This is a genomic window from Jiangella rhizosphaerae (assembly GCF_003579925.1).
Classification (GTDB): domain Bacteria; phylum Actinomycetota; class Actinomycetes; order Jiangellales; family Jiangellaceae; genus Jiangella; species Jiangella rhizosphaerae.
The window spans coordinates 1-19959 of sequence record NZ_QUAL01000166.1 but is presented as its reverse complement, the minus strand read 5'-3'; the positions used below and the strand labels follow the sequence as shown (position 1 = coordinate 19959).

The 19959-nt window shown below is 73.5% G+C and carries 19 protein-coding genes and 1 pseudogene; 13 read left to right on the top strand and 7 right to left on the bottom strand.

Going from position 1 to position 19959, the window contains the following annotated elements; genetic code table 11:
* Positions 1-44 precede the first annotated feature (44 nt).
* The 3 genes from DY240_RS17555 to DY240_RS17545 are packed head-to-tail and all read left to right on the top strand — an operon-like array spanning position 45 to position 4119.
* The gene (locus tag DY240_RS17555; RefSeq protein WP_199701681.1) at positions 45-2189 is read left to right on the top strand and encodes an MMPL family transporter; all 2145 of its coding nucleotides are present in this window, start codon (positions 45-47) and stop codon (positions 2187-2189) included.
* Between the two features lie 5 nt (positions 2190-2194).
* The gene (locus tag DY240_RS17550; RefSeq protein WP_119661141.1) at positions 2195-3376 is read left to right on the top strand and encodes a cytochrome ubiquinol oxidase subunit I; all 1182 of its coding nucleotides are present in this window, start codon (positions 2195-2197) and stop codon (positions 3374-3376) included.
* On the top strand, positions 3373-4119 hold the full coding sequence (locus DY240_RS17545) for a cytochrome d ubiquinol oxidase subunit II (RefSeq protein WP_119661140.1): 747 nt from the start codon (positions 3373-3375) through the stop codon (positions 4117-4119). Before DY240_RS17550 ends, DY240_RS17545 begins: the two co-directional genes overlap by 4 nt.
* 602 nt (positions 4120-4721) lie before the next feature.
* On the opposite strand, the gene DY240_RS17540 is transcribed toward DY240_RS17545, so the two are convergent.
* From DY240_RS17540 to DY240_RS17525, 4 genes are all read right to left on the bottom strand, one after another.
* Positions 4722-5087, bottom strand: a complete 366-nt coding sequence (locus DY240_RS17540) for a hypothetical protein (protein WP_119661139.1) — start codon at positions 5085-5087, stop codon at positions 4722-4724.
* A 42-nt stretch (positions 5088-5129) separates the two neighbouring features.
* Positions 5130-5630 (bottom strand): DUF1203 domain-containing protein, encoded by a 501-nt coding sequence (locus DY240_RS17535; protein WP_119661138.1) that lies wholly within the window; start codon positions 5628-5630, stop codon positions 5130-5132.
* Positions 5631-5708: 78 nt separating this feature from the next.
* Positions 5709-6383: a response regulator gene (locus tag DY240_RS17530; protein WP_119661148.1), complete on the bottom strand. Its 675-nt coding sequence runs from the start codon at positions 6381-6383 to the stop codon at positions 5709-5711.
* Complete coding sequence (locus DY240_RS17525; RefSeq protein ID WP_119661137.1) at positions 6380-7645, bottom strand: sensor histidine kinase; 1266 nt, start codon at positions 7643-7645, stop codon at positions 6380-6382. Before DY240_RS17525 ends, DY240_RS17530 begins: the two co-directional genes overlap by 4 nt.
* A gap of 132 nt (positions 7646-7777) precedes the next feature.
* On the opposite strand from DY240_RS17525, the gene DY240_RS17520 reads away from it, so the two are divergent.
* From DY240_RS17520 to DY240_RS33385, 5 genes are all read left to right on the top strand, one after another.
* The gene (locus DY240_RS17520) at positions 7778-8686 is read left to right on the top strand and encodes an ABC transporter ATP-binding protein (protein ID WP_119661136.1); all 909 of its coding nucleotides are present in this window, start codon (positions 7778-7780) and stop codon (positions 8684-8686) included.
* Entirely contained in the window at positions 8686-9477 is a 792-nt protein-coding gene (locus tag DY240_RS17515; RefSeq protein WP_119661135.1) for an ABC transporter permease subunit, read from the top strand. Before DY240_RS17520 ends, DY240_RS17515 begins: the two co-directional genes overlap by 1 nt.
* The gene (locus DY240_RS17510) at positions 9474-10055 is read left to right on the top strand and encodes a YqeB family protein (RefSeq protein WP_119661134.1); all 582 of its coding nucleotides are present in this window, start codon (positions 9474-9476) and stop codon (positions 10053-10055) included. Before DY240_RS17515 ends, DY240_RS17510 begins: the two co-directional genes overlap by 4 nt.
* Positions 10056-10112: 57 nt before the next feature.
* Positions 10113-11441, top strand: a complete 1329-nt coding sequence (locus DY240_RS17505) for a M20/M25/M40 family metallo-hydrolase (protein ID WP_119661133.1) — start codon at positions 10113-10115, stop codon at positions 11439-11441.
* A gap of 1740 nt (positions 11442-13181) precedes the next feature.
* On the top strand, positions 13182-13361 hold a 180-nt coding region (locus DY240_RS33385; protein WP_233552777.1), incomplete at its 5' end, for an LPXTG cell wall anchor domain-containing protein.
* A 31-nt stretch (positions 13362-13392) separates the two neighbouring features.
* On the opposite strand, the gene DY240_RS17495 is transcribed toward DY240_RS33385, so the two are convergent.
* Entirely contained in the window at positions 13393-13611 is a 219-nt protein-coding gene (locus DY240_RS17495) for a DUF5703 family protein (protein ID WP_233552776.1), read from the bottom strand.
* A 60-nt stretch (positions 13612-13671) separates the two neighbouring features.
* On the opposite strand from DY240_RS17495, the gene DY240_RS17490 reads away from it, so the two are divergent.
* Entirely contained in the window at positions 13672-14274 is a 603-nt protein-coding gene (locus DY240_RS17490) for a hypothetical protein (protein ID WP_147375376.1), read from the top strand.
* Positions 14275-14384: 110 nt separating this feature from the next.
* On the top strand, positions 14385-14564 hold the full coding sequence (locus DY240_RS31415) for a hypothetical protein (RefSeq protein WP_147375375.1): 180 nt from the start codon (positions 14385-14387) through the stop codon (positions 14562-14564).
* A gap of 38 nt (positions 14565-14602) precedes the next feature.
* On the opposite strand, the gene DY240_RS17485 is transcribed toward DY240_RS31415, so the two are convergent.
* Positions 14603-15580 (bottom strand): aldo/keto reductase, encoded by a 978-nt coding sequence (locus DY240_RS17485; RefSeq protein WP_119661129.1) that lies wholly within the window; start codon positions 15578-15580, stop codon positions 14603-14605.
* A gap of 87 nt (positions 15581-15667) precedes the next feature.
* Between DY240_RS17485 and DY240_RS17480 the strand changes: the two genes are divergently transcribed.
* From DY240_RS17480 to DY240_RS34130, 3 genes and pseudogenes are all read left to right on the top strand, one after another.
* Entirely contained in the window at positions 15668-16717 is a 1050-nt protein-coding gene (locus DY240_RS17480) for an LLM class F420-dependent oxidoreductase (protein ID WP_119661128.1), read from the top strand.
* Positions 16718-16745: 28 nt separating this feature from the next.
* Entirely contained in the window at positions 16746-17588 is an 843-nt protein-coding gene (locus DY240_RS17475; protein ID WP_119661127.1) for an undecaprenyl-diphosphate phosphatase, read from the top strand.
* Positions 17576-18474 (top strand): annotated as a pseudogene (locus tag DY240_RS34130) (aminoglycoside phosphotransferase family protein). The gene DY240_RS17475 and the pseudogene DY240_RS34130 overlap by 13 nt, the downstream one beginning before the upstream one ends.
* Positions 18475-18678: 204 nt before the next feature.
* Here the strand turns inward: DY240_RS34130 and DY240_RS17465 are convergent.
* Positions 18679-19959: peptidoglycan DD-metalloendopeptidase family protein (locus tag DY240_RS17465; protein WP_233552775.1), on the bottom strand; the 1281-nt coding region annotated here is incomplete at its 5' end.

Genomic DNA, 19959 nt, shown 5'->3' with positions numbered 1-19959 from the left:
TCATCGTCGGGAGAACCCGGCACGGACGAGGGAGGACGAGGATCATGGGGCTGGAACGGCTCGCCGCCTGGTCGCAGCGGCACCACTGGCTGGCCATCGGGCTGTGGGTGGCCGTGCTGGCCGGCGTCACGGTGCTGTCGCAGGCCGTCGGCGACGACTACCACGACGAGCACACGCTGCCCGGCACCGAGTCGCAGCAGCTGTCGGACACGCTCGAGGACGCCGCGCCCGCGCAGGCCGGCGACTCCGTCCAGGTCGTGCTGCACGACGAGGACGGCGTCGAGGCTCAGCGCGAGCGCATCGAGCCCATGCTGGGCGAGCTGAGCACGCTGCCGCACGTCGTGCACGTCGCCGACCCGTTCCAGACCCCGGGGACGATGTCGGAGGACGGCACCATCGCCTACGCGACGGTCACGCTGGACGGCACCGCCGCGGACGTGCCGGCCGACGCCGTCCGCGACATCATCGACACCGCGCAGGCCGCGTCCGGCGACGGGCTCGCCGTCGAGCTGGGCGGCGACGCCGTCCGCGGCGCCGAGGAGTCCGAGGGCGGGGCGGCCGAGGGCGCCGGCATGCTGGCGGCGCTGGTGATCCTCGTCTTCATGTTCGGCTCGTTCCTGGCCGCGACGCTGCCGCTGATCACCGCCGTGTTCGCGGTCGGTTCGACGCTGGGCGTGATCGTGCTGCTCTCCAACGTCGTGACGATCGCGACGTACACGGCGCCGCTGATGATGCTGGTCGGCCTCGGTGTCGGCATCGACTACGCGCTGCTGGTGTTCGCCCGCTACCGCTCGGAGCTGCTGGCCGGCGCCGACCGGCAGCAGGCCGCCCGGACCGCGCTGGACACCGCCGGCCGCTCGGTGATCTTCGCCGGCACGACCGTGATCATCGCGCTGCTCGGCCTGTTCGCGCTGGGCCTCGGCTCGCTGCAGGGCGTGGCGCTGGCCGTCGCGCTGACCGTGCTCGTCACCATGCTCGCCTCGCTGACCCTGCTGCCGTCGCTGCTGACGGTGTTCGGCAAGCGGATCGAGAAGCGCATCCTCGCCCACGCGCAGCGGTCGAAGCGGCAGCCCGGCGCCCGGTGGCGGCGCCTCGCCGACGCGGTCCGGCGCCGGCCGCTGCCGCCGCTGGTCGCCGCGGTCGCCGTCCTGCTCGCCCTGTCCGCGCCCGCGCTGGGCATGCGGCTCGGGTTCGCCGACGCCGGCAACGAGGCGACGTCCGCGACCAGCCGGCAGGCCTACGACCTGCTCGCCGAGGGCTTCGGCCCAGGCTTCAACGGGCCGCTGATCGTGCTGGCCGAGGGCTCGTCCGACGGCGGCGCCGCGCTGGCGTCGGCGCTGGAGGAGACCGACGGCGTCGCCGGCGTCGTGCCGCCGCAGCCGCTGCCCGGCACCGACCTGGCGCTGGTCGTCATGTTCCCCGACTCCGCGCCGCAGGACGCCGAGACCGCCGAGCTCGTCCACCACCTGCGCGACGACGTCCTCCCGCCGCTGGAGTCGGAGACGGGCGCCACGTACCTGGTCGGCGGGTCGACGGCCGCCGCGGAGGACTTCTCCGCCGCCGTCAGCGACCGCCTGCCGCTGTTCGTGGCCGTCGTGGTCGGCCTGTCCGCGCTGCTGCTCATGGCGGTGTTCCGGTCGGTCTGGGTGCCGGTGAAGGCGGCCGTGCTGAACCTGCTGAGCATCGGCGCGTCGCTGGGTGTGGTGACGCTGGTGTTCGGCGAGGGGCTGTTCGGCGTGCCGGCCGGCCCGGTCGAGGCGTTCGTCCCGGTGATGATCTTCGCGATCGTGTTCGGCCTGTCGATGGACTACGAGGTCTTCCTGGTGTCGCGCATGCACGAGGAGTGGCGCCGGTCCGGCAACGCCGTCCGCGCCGTCCGCGAGGGCCTGGCCACGACCGGCGGGGTGATCACGGCGGCCGCGGCGATCATGGTCGTGGTGTTCGGGGCGTTCCTGCTCAGCCCGGACCGCATGCTGCAGCAGTTCGGCCTCGGCCTCGCGGTCGCGGTGTTCCTCGACGCCGTCGTCATCCGCTGCCTGATCGTCCCGGCCGTCATGAGCCTGCTGGGGGAGCGGGCGTGGTGGCTGCCGCGCTGGCTGGACCGCATCCTGCCGCACATCGCGCTGGAGCGGGCCGAGCGGGTCACGCACGGTGACGCCGACGCCGTCGCCGCCGGCCGCGAGCGGTAACCACGATGGACGTGCTGGAGCTGGCGCGCCTGCAGTTCGCGCTGACCGCGGGCGCCCACTTCCTCTTCGTCGCGCTGACGCTCGGGCTGGCCACCGTCATCGCCGTCCTGCAGACGCGGGCCACCGTCGGGCGCAGCGCGATCCACGCCCGGATGACCCGGTTCTGGGGCCGGCTCTACGTGATCAACTACGCGATGGGCATCGTCACCGGGCTGGTCATGGAGTTCCAGCTGGGCCTGAGCTGGAGCGGGCTGACCCACTTCGCCGGCAACGTCGTGGGCGCCTCGCTGGCGATGGAGACGCTGGTGGCGTTCTTCGTCGAGTCGACGTTCCTCGGTCTGTGGGTCTTCGGCTGGGACAAGCTGAACCGGTGGGCGCACCTGGCCGCGATCTGGGTGGTGACGCTGACGGCGTACGCGTCGGCGTACTGGATCCTGGTGGCGAACGGATTCATGCAGAACCCCGTCGGCGCGGCGCCCGGCGGCGACGGACTGCGGCTCACCGACGCCGCCGCGGTGCTGACGAACCCGAGCACGCTGCACGCGTTCTGGCACGTGCTGACCGGCGCGCTCGTCACGGCCGGGTTCTTCCTCGCCGGAGTGAGCGCCTGGCACCTGCTGCGGCGCACGCCCGAGGCGGAGTTCTTCGGCCGGTCGCTGCGCATCGGCGTGCTCATCGCGGGGCCGGCGCTGTTCGGGTCCGCCGTCACCGGTGGGCTGCAGCTCCAGCTGATCCAGGACATCCAGCCGCACAAGTGGGCCGAGTTCAGCGAGGGCTCGGGGGCGGCGCGGGTCGGCGCGCTGCTCATGCTGGTGACGTACGCGGCGATGTTCTTCTTCTCGCTGCTGAACGCGCTGCTGGCGCTGTCGCGGCGGGTGATCGTGACGGCGCACCTCTGGCACGTCGCGCTGATCGCGGCGATCCCGCTGCCGTACGTCGCGATGATCTCCGGCTGGGTGTTCCGCGAGGTGGGTCGCCAGCCATGGGTGGTCGACGGCCTGCTGACCACCCAGGACGCGGTGTCGGACCTGTCGCCGTCGGCGATCCGCTTCTCGTTCGTGACGTTCGTGACCGCGTTCGCCGTGCTGATCGCCGTCAACACCTGGCTGCTGGCCAGGCAGGCGCGGCGCGGCCCGGACCCCGTGGCGCCGGGACCGGAGCCGGTCACCCAGGGGGTGTTGGTATGACGGAGACACTGGCCGCGGCGCTGCTCGGGTTCTTCGCCCTCGGCTACTTCATGCTCGGCGGCGCCGACATCGGCGTCGGCATGATGCTGCCGTTCCTGGGCCGCGACGGCGACCGGCGGCGGCTGGTCGTGGCGGCGATCGTCCCGTTCTTCCTGGCCAACGAGGTGTGGCTGGTCGCGACCGCCGGCCTGCTCATCGGCGCGTTCCCCGCCCTGGAGGCGCAGCTCTTCCCGGGGCTGTTCCCGCTGATCGTCGCGCTGGTGACGGGGTGGATCGTCCGCGACATGGGACTGTGGTCGCGGGAGCGCGCCGGCGCCCGCGTGTGGCCCGCGATCTGCGACGCCGCGGTGACGCTGGGCTCGTGGACGGTCGCGGGCGCCTGGGCGTGGATCCTGGCCGGGCTGCTGACCGGCGTGACGGACGACGTCGCCGGCGGCCCCGCGGTGGCCCTGCTCGCCGCCGTCGTCGTCGCGCTGTTCGCGCTGCACGGGCTCTCGTTCGCCGGCCTGCGGCTGCCCGGCCGCACCGGCGGGCGGTCGCGGTTCGCGGTGACGGCGGCCGCCCTGGCCGGCGTGGTGCTCGCCGCCGGCGCCCGGCTGGACTTCGCCGCCTCGGCCGCCGACGACGCCACGCTGCGACTGCTCGTGCCGGCGGTCGCCGCCATGCTGCCGTTGCTGCTGATCGGTCAGGTGCTGACGTGGCGGCTCTTCCGGCATCGGGTGGCCGGGCGGGTGTCTGCCTGAAGGCGTTGGCCGGGTCGTTTCGGCGTTGGGCCCGTCCCCCCCCGCTGCGTTGGGGCCGTCCCCCTGCTGCCCGATTGTCTTGGCCGCGGGCGCGCGCCTCAAGCGGACTATTGGGCGCTTCGCGCCGACGATGACCGCTTGACCCGCGCGCACGCGGCTAAGAACGGGCAGCTATCAGAGGGACGGGGGAAGAGCGGCGACGGTGCCAGGCCTCTGGGCCCGTTTCGGTGTGGCGTTGGTGTCGCTGGGCGTCCACGTGGTGAGATTTCACCGCGATTCGCGGGCCATCACGAGGATTACCCCAGCGTCAACACGCCTACAGCCATGGTGATGCTCGCGGAATCCTCGTGATGTAGGCAATCGCCGATGATCATCGCGCTCCGCCGCCCGACAAAACAGGGCGAAACGGGCATGTCAACCTCGAGTCGTCCCCGCTCTGCCCCCGTCCCCCTGATAGCTGCCCGTTCTTGGCCGCGAAACCGCGGGTCAAGCGGTCCTCGCCGGCGCGAAGCGCCCCAATGGTCCGCTTGAGGCGCGGTTGCGCGGCTGAGAGAATGGGCAGCAGGGGGACGGCGACGTACCCAACCCCAACGCCGACGACGTCACCCGGAGACCAGGTGGTCGGCGGGGACCGACAGCCGCACCATCTCGCCGTCGACGCGGTGGACCTCGTCGGCGGCGGCGTAGAGGTCCTTCGCCAGCGACCGGTCGACTCGCAGATAGCCGACCCGCCGCAACCGGGCGACCTCCTGGGCGGGCAGGTCCGGGCCGCTCCAGAGCGCCCGGGCGGCGGAGCCGATGAGGTCGTCGCCGCCAGGGCCGGGCTCCTGGCCGGCGTCGGTGACGGCTTCGGGGTCGCCCAGCTTCACTTCCGCGACGGTGCCGAGCTCCTCACCGAGGGCGTCGACCACCGTCATGCCTTCGCGCACGTCGCCGAGCCGGTCGGCCGCGTCATTCGCGTTCGTCATGCCCGGGCACGTACCCGTTCGCGACGGTGCCAAGCGGAGCGGTCAGGACGGGCGGCGGACCTCGGCGTGGAAGCAGCCGAACTCGACGGCGCGCACGTGGACGACCTCGACGGCCGGGTCGGCGAACAGGTCGTCCAGGGCGGCCGCGGCGACCTCCTCGGCGTGGCCCGGCGCGGGGGACACCAGGCGGCCGCCGACGATGTGGCCGCGCTTGTCGTAGCCGCGGAACACCCGGCGGGAGGACGCGACCTCGGCCGGGAACCCGTCGTGGCGCGGGCCGGCGCAGGCCTGGGCGTGCAGGAACACCGGGCCGACCTCGTCGTAGGCGCCCGGGTCGGCGCCGTGCTCCGCGGCCCACCGGCGCAGCGGCGCGTAGGACACCAGGACCAGCGTGTCGCCGGGCACGCTGCGGGTGAGGCAGCAGCGCAGCGGCGCGCCGCCCTCGTCGTCGGCGAACGGCTCGCGGGTGAGCCCGGCGTCGTCGCGTTCGCGCAGCTCGGCGGTGACGTCGGCGGGGATCGGGCGGTACTCGTAGGCGTTCATGACTCCAGCGTCGCCGCCCGCGGGGACCGGTTGCTGGCGGGAATCGGACACGGCGTGCGTGCCGTCCCCGACGGCCGGCTAGACCAGGCCGGCGTCGTGGACCAGGAGCGCGATCTGCACGCGGTTGTTCAGCCTCAGCTTCGTCAGCACCCGCGAGACGTGCGCCTTCACCGTCGCGACGCTCATGAACAGCTCCGCGCTGATCTCGGCGTTGGACTTGCCGTGGGCGATCGCGACGGCGACCTCCCGCTCGCGCTCGGACAGCTCGGCCAGCTGCTTGGCCGCCCGCTGCGCCCGGCCGCCGCCGTCGCCGTCGGACACGTGAGCGATGAGCTGCCGGGTCACCGACGGCGACAGGATCGGCTCGCCCGCCGCCGCCCGCCGGACCGCCGTGACGATGTCGGCCGGCGGCGTGTCCTTCAGCAGGAACCCGGTCGCACCGGCCCGCAGCGCCCGCAGCACGTGGTCGTCGGTGTCGAACGTGGTGAGGATGACGATCTCCGGCGGGTCGGTGCGCCGGCGCAGCGCCTCGGTCGCGGCCAGCCCGTCGACCCGCGGCATCCGGATGTCCATGAGCACGACGTCGGGCCGGGCCGACTCCACCATCGCGGGCACGTCGGCGCCGTCCGCGGCCTCGCCGACGATCTCGAGGTCGGGCACGCCGGCCAGCATCATCGACAGCCCGGCGCGCACGAGGGCGTCGTCGTCGACGATGAGGATCCTGGTGACCGCGGGCTCGGGCTCGGACGTCATGCCGGCCACGGTAGCCAGGCGTGCACCCGGAAGTCGCCGTCACGGGTGATCCCGTGCTCCAGCGTGCCGCCGGCCAGCCCCACCCGTTCGGCCAGCCCGATGAGCCCGGTGCCGGTGCCGGGGATCTCGGACGTGGTGGCCCGCCCCGCGGATCCGACGGGCATGCGGTTGCGCACCTCGACGGCCAGCCCGCCGCCCGGCCCGCCGGTCAGCATGACGCAGACGCCGGTGCCTCGTGCGTGCTTGCGGACGTTGGTGAGCGCCTCCTGCACGACGCGGTAGGCGCAGCGGGCCACGACGGGCGGCGGCTCGGCGCCGTCGCCGGCCAGTTCGTCGACGACGGTGACCCGCATGCCGGCCTGCCGCGACTCGTCGACCAGCGCCGGCAGCTGCGCCAGCGTGGGCTGCGGCCGATCGGGGTCGTCGTCGGACGACGGCGCCCGCAGCACGCCGATGATCTCGCGCAGGTCCTGCAGGGCCTGGTGCGCGCTGGCGCGGATGACGCCGGCGGCGTTCGCGACGTCCTCGCGCGGCGCGTCGGGCCGATACTCCAGGGCGCCGGCGTGCACGCTGAGCAGCGAGATGCGGTGCGCCAGCACGTCGTGCATCTCGCGGGCGATGCGCTCGCGCTCGAGGTGCCGCGCCCGCTCGACCCGCAGCGCCGCCTCGGCCTCGGCCTGGTGCGCCCGCTCGCGCAGCGACAGCACGAGCTGCCGGCGCGAACGGACGAGCATGCCCCAGAGCGTGACGGCGGAGACGACCAGCACGGTGAGCAGCGCCGCCCACCGGAACGACAGCGCCGGGTCCGGATAGACCCGGTAGAACAGCAGACCGGAGACGACGTTGAGGGCGCCGACCGCGAGGGCGACCGCCCAGCGACGATGCACGGCGACGGTGAACATGAGGATGACCCCGGCGCCCGCGGCCGACGACACCCCGATGGCGAGCAGTGCGAGCACGACGGCGAGCTGAACCGGCCAGCGACGCCGCCACCACAGCGTCAGGCAGGCGAGCGCGCCGACGATCAGGTCGACCAGCTGGACCAGCTCCGGCGGGTCGTTCTGCATCGCGGCGTCATAGGTCATCAGGCCGACGAGGATCGCGATGACGAAGCAGAGCGTGTCGACGATCCAGTCGCGCACCGACCGCCGCACCCGGCCGCGCCGCGCCGGGTCGTCGTCGGGGTCGGCCAGCAGCATGCCCGGGAGCAGCGCCGGCAGCTCCGGGCTGCTGGCCGCCGGGCCCGGCGCATGGGTCGTCATGGCACACCACGCTACGAGCCGATCGGCCCGGACGGGTAGCGACGAAGGTCGATGCCGCCCTAGACCTTGGTCGGACGGCGGCAGCCTTCGGGCCGACGCGCGGGGCCGGGCGTCGCGGCCAGAGTGGATGCCATGATCACTGTCGAGCACCTGACGAAGCGGTACGGCGCGTTCACCGCCGTGAACGACGTGTCGTTCACCTGCGTCCCCGGCACCGTCACCGGCTTCCTCGGCCCGAACGGCGCCGGGAAGTCCACAACGATGCGGATGATCAGCGGCCTGACCCCGCCCTCGTCCGGCACCGCCACCGTCAACGGCGTCGCGTTCCGCGACCTGCCCAACCCGGGCCGGCACATCGGCGTCCTGCTGGACGCGTCGGCCCAGCACTCCGGCCGCACCGGCCGCGAGATCCTGTCGCTGTCCGCCCAGCTGCTCGGCGTGGGCCGGAAGCGGGTCGACGCCATGCTCGAGCTGGTCGGCCTGGCCGGGCCGGCGGAGAAGCGCCGCGTCGGCAACTACTCGCTCGGCATGCGCCAGCGGCTCGGCCTCGCGCACGCGCTGCTCGGCGACCCCTCGGTGCTGATGCTCGATGAGCCGGCCAACGGCCTGGACCCCGAGGGCATCTTCTGGATGCGCGGCGTCCTGCGCGACTTCGCCGACCGCGGCGGCACCGTCATGCTCTCGTCGCACCTGCTGCGCGAGGTCGAGGCCGTCGCCGACCACCTGGTGGTCATCGGCAACGGCCGCATCGTCGCCGACGGCGCCAAGGACGAGCTGCTGCACGCCGGCGGCCTGTACGTCCGCGGGCTCGAGCCCGCCACGCTGGAGAAGGCGCTCACCGAGGCCGGTCTCTCCGTCCAGCCGACCCGCGACGGTGGCTTCAGCGTCGCCGCCGACGCCGAGTCCGTCGGGCGCGCCGCGCTGGCCGCCGGCGTCGTCCTGCTGGAGCTGCGGCGGGCCGACTCCGGAGGGCTGGAGGAGATGTTCCTCCGCCTCACCTCCCACCACGACGCCGACGACTCGACGAAGGATGCCGCCTGATGTCCGCCCTCGCCACCACGCCCGCCGCCGGCACGCACCGGCCCGCGCGCACCACCCGCCCGTCGCTGGCCCGGCTCACCGCCGTCGAGCTGCGCAAGGCCACCGACACCCGGGCCGGCTTCTGGCTGCTCACGATCATCGCGCTGGCCGCGCTCGGCATGGTGCTCATCCAGATCTTCACCGGCAGCGCGGAGGACCGCAGGTTCGCCGAGTTCTTCGGCGGCGCCCAGCTCCCGGTCGGCCTGCTGCTGCCGGTCGTCGGCATCCTGGCCGTCACCGGCGAGTGGTCGCAGCGCACCACGCTGAGCACGTTCGCGCTGGAGCCGCGGCGCGAACGGGTCATCGCGGCCAAGCTGTCCGCGGCGGTCCTGATGGCCGTCGGCGTCGTCGTCGCGAGCCTCGCCTGGGCCGCGCTGGCCAACGTCGTCGCCCCGCTCGTCACCGACGCCGACGCGAGCTGGAGCTTCAGCGCCGAGGGCCTGGGCCGGGTGGTGTTGTTCCAGGTGGTCAACGTGCTGGTCGGCACGGCGTTCGGTCTGGCGCTGCTGAACACGCCGCTGGCGATCGTGCTGTACTTCCTGCTGCCGACCCTGTGGACCATCCTCGGCAGCACCATCTCCGCGCTCGAGACCCCGGCCGAGTGGCTCGACCTGTCCAGCACCACGATGCCGCTGCTCGACGGCGACCTGACCGGCGAGGCGTGGGCGCAGCTGGGGACGTCGCTGGCGCTCTGGCTGGCGTTGCCGCTGGCGCTCGGCCTGTGGCGGGTGTTGCGCTCGGAGGTCAAGTGAGCCGTGTCGGGCCGGGCGGCGAGACCGTGGTCGGCCGCCCGGCCTGGGAGGCGGTGCTCGTCTGGGCCGGCTTCCCGGTACTGGGCGCCCTGCTCGGGCTGGGGGTCCGGCCGCTCGCGGAGTGGATCCTCGACGCCGAATGGATCCCGGCCGCCGCCCCTGCCCGCCTGATCGCGGAGCTGCCCCAGCCGGGCGGGACCATCGCGACGGTCGCGGCGGGGGTCGTGCTCGGTGTCCTCGTGGCGCTGACGGCGGAGGGCGAGGTGCTGCGCGTCGGCGTCGGCCCGTCCGCCGTCACGCTGACCCGCGACGGCACGACCCGCACCATCGCCCGGGGCGACGTCACGGCGGTGTTCGCCGACGGCAAGGAGCTGGTGCTGACGGGGCGGTCCGGCGCGGAGCTGGCCCGGGAGAAGTCCGACCTGGCGACGGCGCGACTGGCCGCGGCGTTCACCGGGCAGGGCTACCCGTGGCGGGCCGACGGCGACCCGCACCGCGGCGAGTACCGCCGAGTCGTCGGTACAGACCGCTCGCCGAATGGTGCGAGCGAGGCGTCGCCGCACGAGCCGACCGACTGATGTCGTGGTGCGTGACCAGGACAAGCGGCAGTACTGGCGGCGTGCCAGGATAGGCGGATGACGCAGACCCCCGCCGCGCCAGCCGGCAGCGCCGACGCCGAGGTCGTCGACCTCTGCCGCGACCTGCTGCGCATCGACACCTCGAACTTCGGCGACAGCAGCGGCCCCGGCGAGCGCAAGGCCGCCGAGTACGTGGCCGAGAAGCTCGCCGAGGTCGGTCTCGACCCCGTCGTGTTCGAGTCCGAGCCGGGGCGCACCACCGTCGTCGCCCGCGTCGAGGGCGCCGATCCCGGCCGGTCCGACGCGCTGCTCATGCACGGCCACCTCGACGTCGTCCCCGCCGACGCCGCCGACTGGACGCACGACCCGTTCTCGGGCGAGATCACCGACGACTGCCTGTGGGGGCGCGGCGCCGTCGACATGAAGGACATGGACGCCATGATCCTGGCCGTGGTGCGGCACCGGCTGCGCACCGGCCGCCTCCCGGCCCGTCCGCTCGTCCTCGCCTTCCTCGCCGACGAGGAGGCCGGCGGCGGGCTGGGCGCCCACTGGGCCGTCGACCACCGCCCCGAGCTGTTCGAGGGCGCCACGGAGGCCATCAGCGAGGTCGGCGGGTTCAGCCTCACCGTCGACGACGGCCACCGGCTGTACCTGGTCGAGACGGCCCAGAAGGGCATCGACTGGATGAAGCTGACCGTCACCGGCCGCGCCGGGCACGGCTCCATGGTCAGCGCGAACAACGCCGTCACCGAGCTGGCCGAGGCGGTGGCCCGGCTCGGCCGGTACCAGTGGCCGGTGCGGCTGACGCCCACGGTGCGGTCGTTCCTCGAGGAGGCGGGCCAGGCCTTCGGTGTCGAGTTCGACCCCGACGACCCCGAGGCGCTGCTGGACAAGCTCGGCAACCTCGGCCGCATCGTCGGCGCCACGCTGCGCAACAGCACCAACCCGACCATGCTCAAGGCCGGTTACAAGCACAACGTCATCCCCGGCCGGGCCGAGGCGTACGTCGACGGACGGTTCCTGCCCGGTCAGGAGGAGGAGTACGCGGCCACGCTCGACGCGATCCTCGGCCCGAACGTGCAGCGCGAGTCGCTGGTGCACGACATCGCCGTCGAGACGTCGTTCGACGGGCCGCTGGTCGACGCGATGAGCGCGGCGCTGCTGGCCGAGGACCCCGGCGCCCGGACGGTGCCGTACTGCCTGTCCGGCGGCACCGACGCGAAGTCGTTCAGCCTGCTGGGCATCCGCAACTTCGGCTTCGCCCCGCTCCGGCTCCCGCCGGACCTCGACTTCGCCGGCATGTTCCACGGCGTCGACGAGCGCGTCCCCCTCGACGGGCTCCGCTTCGGGGCGCGGGTCCTCGACCGCTTCCTCGACCTCGCCTGACACGGGCAGCTATCAGGGGACGGGGGCAGCGTGGCGACGGGCCCGGGGGTGGGCCCGTATTGGTGTGAGTTCGCTGTCGTCGAGCGTCCACATGGTGAGATTTCACCGTGATCGCGGGTCATGCGCCAGGATTACCCGAGCCTCAACACGGCTGTAAGCGTGTCGAGGCTCGCGTAATCCTCGTGATGTCCGCGATCGTTCCCGGCGCACGTCAGCAGGACCAACGGACCCACTCGCCTCGGATGACAACCAGTTACCTCTTCCTGGAATACCTGCCCGTGATGTAGGTTGCGCCGGACGTATCGGACGCACTGCTCATGTGCACAGTTCTGGGGGGACCCTTTGAGGTTCATCGGGCGGGCCACGGTCCGCGCACTTGCGGGGGCCGGCCTGATCGGGGCGACCGCCCTCGGTCTGGCCGGTCCGGCGGCTGCCGAGGAGCAGCCCGTCTATCTCGCCGTCTCCATCGCCGACAACCTGTCCGGCCCGCCCGGGGCCACCCTCGAGGTGATGGCGGGCCTGTCCGTGATGGGCGGTCAGGACATGGACGGCTGGAGCACCGACTTCACCGTCCCCGACGGCGTGACGATCACCGGCATCGTCGACGACGAGATCCTCCCCGGGACCGAGCGGCCCGACGAGGGCTGCGCGCTGGCCACGCCGCAGCGGCTGGAGTGTCACAGCAACGACACGGTGGCCATCGGCGAAGACGTCGACACCCGGTTCGAGATCACGCTGGACGACGACGCGTCGGGTGACCTCGGCGCGGCCACCTTCACCGTCACCGCCGACGAGGGGTGGATCATGGCCGCCGAGGCCACCGTCAGGGCGGTCGCCGACGAGGTCGTCATCGAGGCCTTCCTCGATCCGGGCGACTTCGAAGGTGCGCCCGGCACGACCTTCGAGCAGACCGTCCGCATCTCCAACACCGGTGCCGTCGACATGGTCGGGTACTCGCTCGACTTCTTCGCGGGCGGAGGCGTGACCATCACGGGTCTCACCGAGTTGGAGCTCGTCGACGGGACGGAGCGGCCGGACGAGGGCTGCGTGCTGACGGACGTCGGTCGCGCCGAGTGCCACACGGGCGCGACCCTGGGCGCCGGCGAGACCACCGAGGTGACGTTCCAGCTGCGCCTGCCGGAGACGGCCGACTACGCCTCGCTCGGTGACACCCACGTGCACGTGTTCGGTGACAACGGCGGCGACTTCTCCGACGTCGCGATGGTCGGGCTCGATGTCGACACGACGAGTCTGCTGGACGTGTCCGCGACGCCTGAGGTGGCGGGCCGGCCGGGCCAGGTCGTCGAGATCGTCATGGAGGCCACCAACGTCGGGCCGGTCGACGCGGCCGCGCGGAAGGCGGACGTCGAGGTGCCCGCCGGTGCCACCGTCGTCGGCGTCAACGGTTTCGCGGTCGGTGAGATCCCGCCGGAGCTCGGCTGCCTGCAGGAGTCGCCGCGGCAGATCTCCTGCACACGCGACACCGTGATCGTGCCCGGCGACACCGAGGAGCTGACGTTCCAGGTGCGCCTCGACGACGACGCTCCGGCCGGTGAGCTGGGTGTCGCCACGCTGACCGACTCCGGCTACGGCGGCACGTACGAGACGCAGACCGTGGTGACGGTGACGGCGGCGGACGGGGCCGAGACGGGCGACGACGACGGCGGCGCCGCGGGTGGCGGCGCGGGCGGCCACGACGGCGAGGAGCTGCCGGACACCGGCACGAGCAGCACGACCGTNGCGGCGGACGGGGCCGAGACGGGCGACGACGACGGCGGCGCCGCGGGTGGCGGCGCGGGCGGCCACGACGGCGAGGAGCTGCCGGACACCGGCACGAGCAGCACGACCGTCGCGCTGACCGCGCTCGGCCTGCTGCTGGCCGGCGGCGCGGTGCTGGCGCTGCGGGCTCGCCGGGCCTGACGGTGCCCGCGCGACGCTCTGACCAGCCGGGTCAGAGCGTCGCGCGGACCCGCATGATCTTGCGACGGAGCACGATCTTGCGCGTGCCGTCGGGGTGGAGGCGCAGCCGAGCGAGTTCCCAGTGCCCGTGCTCCGCCTGCTCGGTCAGCAGGCGGCGCGCCGCACCGCGCGACGTGGTGCGGGGGAGCGAGATGTGCCGGAACTCGTACTCGGTGGCCGGGGAGACTCGGGATGTGAGGCTTCTCGCCACCGACCATTCCATTGACGTATCTTGCCACGGCCGGACCGGGTACGGTCGTCCACTGTGACCATGCCGCCGCACGACGCCGAGCGCCTGCAGGCCGCGCTCGACGACCTCACCGACGCTCTCGAAGCCCACCTCAACGCCTGCCTGGCGCGCACCGGTGAATCGGACCCGGTCGTCCAGGCCGCTTACAACAAGTTGCGGATCGCCGCCGACCGCTACGACGACCTCCTCTTCGACGCGACTGAGGAGGTCACCCCGTGGGAGTTCCCCGAGGAACCGCCGAGCCTCGAGTACGAGGACCTCGACGCCGAGGCGGGCGTGGTCGGCGTGCTGGTCCGCCGCGACTACGAGATCGACGACACCGACCGGCTGATCGTCGCCGGTCGCGAGGCGTACGGCGAGCTGTACCCGCAGGACCCGCACGAGTCCGCCGTCGCCGACGTGTCGCACCCGGGCCGGGCGCTCTACCAGATGCTGCACGCCTACGGCGTCGACGGCCTGGACGAGCGGGCCGAGGACGCCGGGCTGCTGCCGCGCGGCGGGACGGTGTGGGTGCAGGCGCTGGGTCCGGCCGACGAGGAGACCCTCACCACCGACCCGTTCGGCGTCGCCGACGAGGACCTCCTCGCCTACCGCGTCGACGAGATCATCCACACCGACGACTGAGCCGGGTCGTGGACGCTGATCAGGCATGACGCCGCGCTGACACCGATCTGAAGCCGCGCGGGCGCTCAATGGCGGGGTAGGTGCACCGCTGTCGAGCGAAGGAGGAAGCGATGCGGCTCGGTGGAACAGTGAGGGTCGCGGCCGCCACCGCGATGCTGGCCGGCCTGGCGGCCGCCGGCTCGGCGGCCCCGGCCGTCGTGGCGGACCGCGAGTACGGCCCCGGCCCGGACGACCGCGAGTACTCGGTGGTCGCCGACCGCGAGTACTCGCTCGCGGACCGGGAGTACTGAGAAGGGCCTGCCCGGAGGGCCGCCCCGGGTGGGGGCGCTCAGGCGCGGCTCTCCGGGTAGCCGACGTCGATCGCGGACACCTCGTCCAGCGCGGCCCGGATCTCGGCCGGCAGCTCGAGGTCGTCCGAGCCCAGGACGTCGCGCAGCTGGCCGGCCGTGCGGGCGCCGACGATCGCGGCGGCCACGCCGGGACGGTCGCGCACCCACGTCAGCGCCACCTCCAGCGGCAGCGCGTCGAGACCGTCGGCGGCGGTGCAGACGGCGTCGACGATCTTCGCCGAGCGGGCGTCGAGGTACTTGTCGACGAACGGCGCGAAGTGCGTCGTGGCGGCGCGGGAGTCGGCCGGGGTGCCGCTGCGGTACTTGCCGGTCAGCACGCCCCGCCCCAGCGGCGACCACGCGAGCACGCCGAGCCCGAACCGCTCGGCGGCGGGCAGCACCTCGCGCTCGACCCCGCGCTCCAGCAGCGAGTACTCGACCTGAGTGGACACCAGCGGCGCCTGCACCCCGGCGACCGCCCGCTGGTGGACGGCGGCGGCCGCCGTCTGCCAGCCGGAGTAGTTGGAGACGCCGGCGTAGCGGGCCCGCCCGGTCGTGACGGCGTGCTCCAGCGCGCCCAGGGTCTCCTCCATCGGCGCGGCGTCGCTCCACGCGTCGACCTGCCAGAGGTCGATGTAGTCGAGGTCGAGGCGGTCGAGGGAGTCGTCGAGCTGGTCGAGCAGGCCCTTGCGCGACACGTCGGCCCGGCCGCCGCCGCCCGGCCGCGACCCGCCCGCCTTCGTCGCGATCAGCAGGTTCGCCCGCGACACCGCGCTGTCCAGGAGCGCGCCGATGAGCCGCTCGCTCTCGCCGTTGCCGTACGACGCGGCGGTGTCGAGCAGCGTGCCGCCGGCGTCGGCGAACGCCTTCAACTGCTCCCGCGCGTCGTGCTGGTCGGTGTCGCGTCCCCACGTCATGGTGCCGAGCCCCAGCCGCGAGACGTACAGCCCGCTTCCCCCGAGTCGTCGCTGTTCCACGCGGTGAGGCTACCGGGTGCGGCGCGGGCGCGGGTCGCGGATCGCCGACGGGTAGAGTCGCCCGGAGCGTCTCGCGGGAGGTGACGGATGCGGCTCGGGCTGAACCTGGGCTACTGGGGCGGTGGCGACAACCACCTGAACCTGGCGCTGGCCAGGGAGGCCGACCGGCTCGGCTACTCCGTGGTGTGGGCGGCCGAGGCGTACGGGTCCGACGCGCCCACGGTGCTCGCCTGGGTGGCCGCGCAGACCGAGCACGTCGACGTCGGCAGCGCCGTCATGCAGATCCCCGCCCGCACCCCGGCCGCGACGGCGATGACGGCGGCCACGCTCGACAGCCTGTCCGGCGGCCGGTTCCGCCTCGGCCTCGGCGTCTCCGGCCCGCAGGTCTCCGAGGGCTGGCACGGCGTCCGGTTCGACCACCCGCTGGCCCGCACGCGCGAGTACGTCGACATCGTCCGGCTCGCGCTGTCGCGGCAGCGGCTGACCTACGACGGCGAGCACTGGCGGCTGCCGCTGCCCGACGGTCCCGGCAAGGCGCTGCAGCTGACCGTGCACCCGGCGCGGCCGTCGATCCCGGTGTACCTGGCCTCGATCGGGCCGCGGAACCTCGAGCTGACCGGGCAGATCGCCGACGGCTGGCTCGGTGTCTTCTTCGCGCCGGAGCACGCCGCGGAGTCGCTGGACCTCATCCGCGCCGGGCGCGACAAGGCCGGCGCGACGATGGACGGCTTCGACGTCGTGCCGACCGTCCCGGTGTCCGTCGGCGACGACCTCGAGGCCTGCGCCGAGCCCGTCCGCGCCTACTCCGCGCTCTACCTCGGCGGCATGGGCAGCCGGCAGCAGAACTTCTACAACGCGCTCGCCGTCCGCATGGGCTTCGGCGACGCCGCGCGCACCGTCCAGGACCTCTTCCTCGACCGCAAGCACCGCGAGGCCGCGGCCGCCGTCCCGCTGGAGTTCGTCGACCGGACGGCGCTGATCGGCCCGCCGGAGCGCATCCGCGACCGCCTGCACGCCTACGCCGAGTCGGGCGTGACGACGCTGTCCGTCGCGGCGCACGCCGGGCCGCTGGAGGCCCGCGTGGCGGCGCTGCGCACCGTCGCGGAGGCGCTGGACGCCGCCGGACTGGCATCCTGACCGGGTCGTAGGGGAGTCGAACGCACACATGGAGTGGTTCCACGCCGTCGTCCTGGGCGTGCTGCAGGGCCTGACCGAGTTCCTGCCCATCTCGTCCAGCGCCCACCTGCGCATCTATCCGGAGCTGTTCGGCTGGGAGGACCCCGGCGCGGCGTTCACCGCCGTCACGCAGATCGGCACCGAGTCAGCCGTCATCCTGTACTTCGCGCGCGACATCGGCCGCATCGTCAGCGCCTGGTTCCGCTCCCTGGGCTCGAGCTCCGGCGGCCGGCGCCGGCGGGCGACGTACGACCCGCAGGACGCCCGCATGGGCTGGTTCGTGATCATCGGCACGATCCCGATCGGTGCGCTGGGCTACCTGCTGAAGGACGTCATCGAGGACGACTTCCGCTCCCTGTGGATCATCGCGACCACGCTCGTCGTCCTCGGCGTCATCCTGGGCGTCGCCGACCGCGTCGGCCGCAAGGAGCGCACGGCCGCCGACCTCACCTACAAGGACGCCGTCCTCATCGGGTGCGCGCAGGCGCTGGCGCTGATCCCGGGCGTGTCGCGGTCCGGCGCCTCGATCAGCATGGGCCTGTTCCTCGGCCTGGACCGCAGGGCGGCGGCGCGGTTCGCGTTCCTGCTCGCCATCCCGGCGGTGCTCGGCTCGGGCATCTTCGAGTGGCCGAGCGCGATGGAGGAGGGGTCGGTCTACGGCGCCGGCCCGACGATCCTGGCGACCATCGTCGCGTTCGTCGTCGGCTTCGGCGTCATCGCCTGGCTGATGTCGTGGCTGGAGAAGCGCTCGTTCGTCCCGTTCATCGTCTACCGCATCGCGCTGGGCCTGTTCACGTTCGCGATGCTGGCGACCGGGACGTGGAGCGCGTGATCGACGAGGACCTGGTGCGGACGCTGCTGCGCGAGCAGCACCCCGACCTGGCCGGCCTACCGGTCCGGTTCGCCGCGAAGGGCTGGGACAACGAGCTGTGGCGGCTCGGGGACGGGCTGGCCGTGCGGATCCCGTGCACCGAGCGGGGTCCGGAGCTGCTGCGCAAAGAGTACCGGTGGGTGCCGTCGCTGGCCGAGGTGCTCCCGCTGCCGGTGCCGACGCCGCTGCGGCTGGGCGAGCCGTCCGAGCTCTTTCCGCAGCCGTGGACCCGTCACCACTTGGGTCGGCGGCGAGCCCGCCGACCGTGCCCCGGCCACGCGCGAGGACGCCGCCGACGCGCTGGCCGGCTTCCTGCGCGCGCTGCACCGGCCCGCGCCGGCGGACGCGCGGGACAGCCCGGATCGCGGCGTCTCACTCGAGCGGCTCGCCGACGCGACGGACGAGGGCATCGGCACGCTCGTCCCGCCGGCTCAGCGCTCCGCGGCCCGCGCCGTGTGGGCCGACGCGGTCGCGGCGCCGGCCTGGACCGGCCCGCCGGCCTGGCTGCACGGCGACCTGCACCCGGCGAACGTCACCGTCGCCGACGGGACGCTGGCCGGCGTGCTCGACTTCGGCGAGCTGTGCGCCGGCGACCCGGCGACGGATCTGGCGGCGGCCTGGACGCTGCTGCCGACCGGGCGCGGCGGCGCGGTTCCTCCGGGCCTACGGCGAGGTCGACGACGCTACCATCCGGCGGGCGCGCGGCTGGACGGTGCGCACGTCGCTCGGGCTGATCATCGTCGGGCGGGCGGGGGAGGAGGGCCGGTACGGCGGCAAGCCCAGCTGGCTCCCGGCCGGCCTGGCCGCCCTGGACCGCGTACTGGCAGACGCCGCCGCTCTGAGCTGAGGCAGCTCGGATGCCGCTTGTCGGCCCGGGGCTGCCGCGTCGGCTATTGAAGGGGCTCCGGTGGGTGGCGCGGTGTCCACATGCTGAGATTTCACCGCGTTTGGTGGGCCATCACCACGAATACCCGAGCCTCACCACGCCTACAACCGTGTCGAGGCTCGCGTCGTCGTGGTGACGTACGCGCTCATCGACGAACATCGTCGGCTAGGACGCGCCGCCGGGGAGCGGGGCGTTGGCGATCCACGGCCACGGGTCGGTGTGCTGGCCGTCGAGGCGCACCTCGAAGTGCAAATGCGGCCCGGTGGAGTAGCCGGTCGAGCCGATGTTGCCGATGTACTGGCCCTTCTCGACCCGCTGGCCGGGCGCGACCATGAGGTCGGACTGGTGGGCGTACATCGTGGTGAGCCGCTGGCCGTTCACGATGCCGTGGTCGACGATGACCATGTTGCCGTAGGCGTTGTTCCACCGGGCCTCGACGACCGTGCCGGCGTCGGCGGCGTAGATGCGGCCGTCGCCGCGGCCGAAGTCGAGGCCGGTGTGCATCTTCACGTAGCCCAGGATGGGGTGCAGCCGCTGGCCGTACTCAGACGTCGTCGGGCCGGTGGCCGGCCGGATGAACGAGCCGGTGCCGTAGCCCGGCCCGTAGTTCACGGTGGCCAGCAGCTCGCCGACCTCGGTGGACTGCTGCAGCAGCTCCATGTACCGCTGGTAGTCCTGCAGGCGGGCGTCGGCGGCCGACTGCAGCGCCGCCTCGACCAGCGTCTGCGTGTTGTCGACCACCTGGCGGGCCGCGAGCGCCGCCGCCTCGGCGGTCTCGAGCGCGGCCAGCGACCGGCCGGCCTGATCGGCCACCGTCTGCAGCTGCAGCCGCTGCCCCTCCAGCCGGGCGTGCGCGTCGGCCAGTTCGGCCTGGGTGTTGGCCATCTCGCCGAGCGCGCCGTCGGCCGTGCGCATCAGCGTGCGCATGCCCATGTAGCGGGAGGCGAGGTCGTCGGGTGTCTCGGCACCGAGGACGACGCCCATGGCCGCGAGGTTGTTGCCCTGGTAGGCCTCGCGGGCGATGGTGCCGATGGTGTTGCGCGTGGCGTCGGCGCGGGCGTCGAGCTCGTCGATCTCGCGTTGCGTGCGGGCGACGGACTCGGTGGCGATCTTCAGCTGCTGCTTGGCGTGGACGTCGTTGGCGCGGGCGTCGTCGGCGGCCGCGGAGGCCGCGGCGAAGACCTCCTGGGCCGAGCTGAGGTCGGCCATGACCTGGGCGAGCAGCCGCTGCGCCTCGGCGACGGCGACCGTCTGGGCACCCTCGAGACCCTGCGCATAGGCGCTCTCGGGGTCGGTGGGCGCGGGCGGCGCCTCGACCGGCGGGGGCGGGACGGTGCCCGGCGGCAGGTCGTCGGGCGGGAGGTCCGGCGGCGCGCCGTCGGTGGGCGGGTGGACCGGCGGCTGAGTGGCCGGCGGAGGCGTCGTCACCGGCTCCGCGACGGCGGG